Source organism: Rhizobacter sp. P3_B12 (assembly GCF_056402895.1).
Window position 1 is genome coordinate 1 of sequence record NZ_JBFUGN010000402.1, and the last position, 5,285, is coordinate 5,285.

Annotated in this window: 3 protein-coding genes and 1 pseudogene; all 4 read right to left on the reverse strand. The window is 66.8% G+C overall.

The annotated features are described in order from the left end of the window. Positions 1-3,240, reverse strand: a 3,240-nt coding sequence (locus AC1D01_RS19610) for a YDG domain-containing protein (RefSeq protein ID WP_477869206.1), incomplete at its 3' end; no start/stop codon positions are given. Positions 3,241-3,349: 109 nt separating this feature from the next. Next, positions 3,350-3,508: a hypothetical protein gene (locus AC1D01_RS19615; RefSeq protein WP_477869208.1), complete on the reverse strand. Its 159-nt coding sequence runs from the start codon at positions 3,506-3,508 to the stop codon at positions 3,350-3,352. Positions 3,509-3,943: 435 nt separating this feature from the next. Further along, a pseudogene (locus tag AC1D01_RS19620) lies at positions 3,944-4,645 on the reverse strand (cytochrome c biogenesis CcdA family protein); the annotation flags it as partial. A 21-nt stretch (positions 4,646-4,666) separates the two neighbouring features. Beyond that, the coding region (locus AC1D01_RS19625) for a sensor histidine kinase (protein ID WP_477869210.1) at positions 4,667-5,285 on the reverse strand (619 nt) is incomplete at its 5' end.

Below are 5,285 nucleotides of genomic sequence, written 5' to 3' on the forward strand. Positions count from 1 at the left end.
GGGCTGCACGAGCACGTAGTTGCCGGCGTCGGCCCCGCTCAGCAGGTAGCCGGTGACGGTCACCGCCTTGCCGTTGCCCACGTTCTTGTTGGCGAAGCTGCCGCTGCCCGTGCCCGCCATGCTGACGGTGTCGCCGGGCAGGGCGGTCACGGTGGCGCTGCCGCTGAGGGCCGCCGCCGTCGTCGCGTCGTAGACCTTGCTGGTGGCGGCCACGCCGCTCACCGTGAGGCTCGCCGGCGTGATGTTCGCGCTCAGCCCGGTGGGCTGCACGATGACATAGTTTCCGGCATCGGCGCCGCTCAGGGTATAGCCGGTGACAGTCACAGCCTTGCCGTTGCCCACAATCTTGTCGGCAAAGTTGCCGCTGCCGCTGCCGGCCACACTCACCGTGTCGCCGACGATGGCCGTGACGCTGGCCGTGCCGTTCAGGGTTGCGCCGGTGGTGGCGTCATACACCTTGTTGCCCGCACTCACGCCGGTGACCGTCAGGCTGGCGGGATTCACCGTCAGCACGCCATTGGCAACGGTGATGTCATAGCCCTGCTGGTTGGAATAGAGGCCGGACCCCGTCACCGTGTAGCTGCCGGCATTGACCGCTCCCTGGGCGGTTCCACCGAAACTGATGCTCCCCGACAAGCTGCCGCAGGACACGTTGGAGCAATTGATGCCGGTTCCCCCATTCCAGGCCACCTTGTCGTAGGTCTTGCTGGCATTGCCGACGGTGACCGTGACCGGCTTCATCAATGATTTAAGCAGGGGACGGCTGTTCCCTTCATAAAGCCGCCAGACGTTGTTGAGATCCCAGTTCGGGTTGACGTTGCCGTTGGCGGCCGTGGCTGAACTGAAGTTGGCCTGCTGCTGCATCTGGGCCGTGGTCATGCCGGTGCCGCCGCCCGCGCTGGTGGCCTGCCCGGTCGTCGTGGTGTCCCAAAAGCTGCCGCTGATTGTTGCTTTAGTGCCGCTGATTGTTCCTGTCGTATCGCTCCCCACCAATCCGCCCACGCTGCCGGCGGTACCGGTCACCTGCCCGGCGGCATAGCTGTTGCTGATGACACCTTGTTGGTTGCTCATGTTCCCCACCAGCCCGCCCGTCTTGGTGGTGCCGGTGACGGCACCAGTGGCATAGCTGTCGCTGATGCGTCCGCCGATGCCGCTCCACAACCCGACCAGACCGCCGTTGGTGTCGCCGATGCCGTTGACTGTGGCGCTTGAGTAACTGCTGCTGATGACGCCGATATGGAGCATGTAGCCAACGAGTCCACCGGAAGACTGGGCGCCGGTTACGGCACCGGTGGCATAGCTGTTGCTGATGACACCCTGGTTGTACCCCGCCAGCCCACCGGTGAAAACCGATCCAACGACAACGCCTGTCGAGTAGCTGTGGTCAATTTTGGAGCCACCGCTGGTGCCCCCCACCAGCCCCCCGGTATCGGCGCCTCCGATCACGGTCGTGCTGGCGTAGCTGTTGCTGATGATGCCGTCGTTCCATCCCACCAGCGCACCCGTATCGTTGCTGGAGCTCTGGACCGTGCCGCCCACCAGGCCCACATTGCGGATGACGCTGACCGACGAGGTGGATCCGAACAGGCCGGAGAACCGGGTCGCGCTGACCATGTTGAGGTTCGTGATGGTGTGGCCCAAGCCGTCGAAAGTGCCGTAGAAGCAGTTGGGGGTGCAACTGACATTCCCCGTTCCGATAGGCGCAAACCCCGCACCGCTGTTCCAGGCGCTGGTGGGCGCGGCATCGATGTCGGCCCCAAGCACATAGCGCCGGCCGAGGTTGCCGCCGATGCCCTGCAAATCGGTGCCACTGGTGCTGCCTGCCGCGCCCAGGTCAGTGATCACGGTGTAGCCCAGGGTGGCGCCGGTGCTGCCTTGTCTGGTGCTGAAGTTGTTGCCTGCCTGCAGATTGATCTTGGCGCCGTTGCCAAAGGTGTAGCTGCTGCCGCTCCCTGTGGTYGATCCCTGCCCGTACTCCAGCGCCACCTTTCCCGCGGCTGCGGAGGCGGTGATGTCGGCGTTGACGTTGATGTTGTTCTGCGCGTTGAGCCTGAGCGTGGTGTTGGCGCTCCAGCTCACGGCGTCGTTCACGTTCAGGTTGCCTGAGGTGCCACTGCTTCCGCTGGTGCTCTGCAGGGTGACGTTGTTCGTTGACAGGCTGCTCGACAGCGCAGCGCCCGTGATGTCGCCTCCGCTTGCAGCAACCGTGAAGTCGACCGGGTCGATCAACCAACTGCCCGTCTTGCCCTGCGCCGCGGCGGTGCTGATGCGTGCCTCGTCGCTCACCTTCACATGCGCGCCCGATGTCTCGACCAGGCCGCCATCGCCCGCGCCGAGGGCAGAGGCGTCGAGACTGCCGCCCACTTGCACGGTACCGCCCTGCTCGCCGCCCAGCAGCCGGATCACGCCGCCTCGATTCTCGATTCTGCGTGCCTGGATCACGCCTTCGTTGTTGACCACCGTGCTCACCAATGCGTCCTTGGCGTCGGCCGTCAACAGCACGCTGCCGCCATCGGCCACGATCGCGCCGGCGTTGCGGACCTGCGCTTGCAGCGCGGCCTCATCGACCTGCAGCCCGTAAAGCGTGTTGTCGCTGAAGTTGAGCGTGACCTTGGCGCCAGCGGCCAGCGCACTCATGCCGCCCGGGGTCGCGATGGCCCCTTCGTTGCTCACCCGGGCACCCAGCAGCGCGACATAGCGGCCGCTCAGTTTCCCTTGGTTCGTCACCGCTCCCGTTCCGCCAGACAGCGTGTAGCGACCGGCCTGAAACTCACTGTCGCTCAGGCTCAGCGTCGACGCAACAAGCCCGCCCACGTTCACCTGAGAGGTTTTGCCAAACAGAATGCCGTTGGGGTTGAGAAGCCACACTTGGCCATTGGCGTTGATGCGCCCGAAGACCTGGCTCGGGTCGCTGCCCAGCACGCGGTTGAGCGTCATGGAGGCCGCGTTGGGCTGCATGAAGTTCACTGTCTCCGACGCGCCCACGTCGAACGAAGACCAGTTGATCGTTGCGAACGAGCTCGTCTGCTTCACTGTCGTCGTCGCGCCGCTCTGGCTCACGCTGGCTTGGCCGGTGCTCACCTGCGCCGACCCTGGCAATGACCACGCCGGAAGGGCGAAGCACTGCACGACCACTGCCGCCATGTACTTCGCGCCCGCCCGGCATAGCCCAACCGTCTGTGGTGTAGAGGCCATGTGGCTTTGCTTGCCAGGCTTTGCCTGTGAGCAGCTGTGGTTCATGCAGGTTCTCCCAAACCGGACTGTTGAGGTGCGAGCTGGGAGTGCTTCCCAACGGCACGGGCTTTCCCAATGCGTACCCTTGCGCGCAGTCGATCCCCGCCCTGGCCAACTAGTCGACAGTGGCGAGGTCTTCGATGTACTCGGCTACGTTCGCCGGCCCGGCGACGCTGATCGTGTTGCATCCGTCATGGACAACGAATGCGATGGAGCGCAGAACCGGCGGCAGAAGAACGTTCATTCTTTTTTCTGTTTTGAATGTTTTGTTCACGACATCATCTTCACTGCTGCTGCGCACACCTCGTGTGACATTTCCCTCAACTGGGGAACGGTTGGCGCAAATGGAGGTGGCATTGGCGCGAAGCGATGGAGTTGACTGCCACCTCGAAGTCGAAGGGCACCGCTACAGCGTGTCGCACTCCCTTGTCGGGTTGAAGCTGGAGGCGCGCATCACCGACGCGCTGGTGGAAGCTCGCCGGCATGGCCTCGGCCGTCGAGGAGCAGCTCTCGAGTGCCGCCAGCACGAACCTGAGCTTCGAAGAGCGCTCGGCATTGATGGTGGATCGCGAGGTGCACCACCGCGAATCCAGATGAGCTTTCCGGTCGAGGCCGCGGCACAGCGCGCGGGGCTGGATGCGAACCGGCCGAAGCTGATGGCGTGGCTGAAGCGCATCCATGCGCGCCCGGCTCAGCGCACCGCCCGCTGCACCTTCTCCACCAACGCCTGCTCCCACCCCGTCGTCCCCGCCGGCGTCAGCCGGCTGAGCACGCCGGTGTCGAGCCCGGTCGCGATCGCGCCGACACCCGCCAGCACCGCGACGCCGGCCGCGCGCCGCAGCCATTCGCCGGCGTGCAGCGAGCGCTTCATCAGCGCCAACAGGCGCCCGCCTGACAGCAGCGCCGCCGCCAGCGAGGTGCACGCGCCGGCCGCGTAGGCGAGCAGCAGCAGCGAGGTGCCGACGCTCGCGCCGTTCAGCGCGGCGCCGGTCAGGATCAGCCCGAGGATCGGCCCGGCACACGGCGCCCACAGCAGCCCGGTGCCGATGCCCAGCAGCACCGGCGAGAACGCGGATCCTTCTCCAGCGGCCGACCAGCGCACGCCGAGTGCGACCAGCGGCCGGCTCAGCCGATCCGCCAGCCCCGGCCACAGCAGCGTCAGCCCGAACACCGCCAGCAGCGCGATCGCCGCCCAGCGCCCGGCCTCGTTCAGCGTCACGACCCAGCCGCCGCCCACCGCGGCCAGCGATGCGATCACCGCGAAGCTCGCCGCCATGCCGGCCAGCATCGGCAGGCCGTGCGAGCGGAACGGCCGGTCGGCCCGCGCGAAGACGAAGGGCAGCACCGGCAGGATGCACGGGCTCAGGATGGTCAGCACGCCGCCGAGCCAGGCGATGACGAGGGTGGGCAGCATGGCGGTCGGTCCCGTGGATCAGTCCAGCGGCAGCACCAGCCGGGCCTCGAGCCCGCCGGCGCTGCGGTTGTGCAGGCTCAGCTGCGCGCCCATTGCGATCGCCAGCTGGTGCGCGATCGCCAGGCCCAGCCCGGTGCCGCCGGTGCCGCGGTTGCGCGAGCCCTCGAGGCGGTAGAACGGCTTCAGCACCGCCTCCAGCTGGTCGCCCGGAATGCCCGGCCCGTTGTCGAGCACCGACAGCGTCAGCCGCGTGCCGTCGGTCTGCACCCGCAGAGCCACCTCGCTGCCGAACGACAGCGCGTTGTCGATCAGGTTCATCAGGATGCGGCGCAGCGCATTCGGCCGCGACACGATCGGCGCGCTGACGCGGCCTTCCAGCTGCACCGCCTCGCCGGCGTCCTCGTAGTCGGCGAGCAGGCTCTCGAACAGCGCGTCGGCATCGATGCGGCACGGCGGCTCGGTTGCACCGTGCAGCGTGCGCGCGTAGGTGACGCCCTCGCGCACCAGCAGGTTCATCGCATCCAGGTCCTGGCGCATCTTGTCGCGGTCGGGGCCGTCGTCCATCAGGTCGGTGCGCAGCCGCATGCGCGTGATCGGCGTCTGCAGGTCGTGCGAGATCGCCGCCAGGATCTCGACC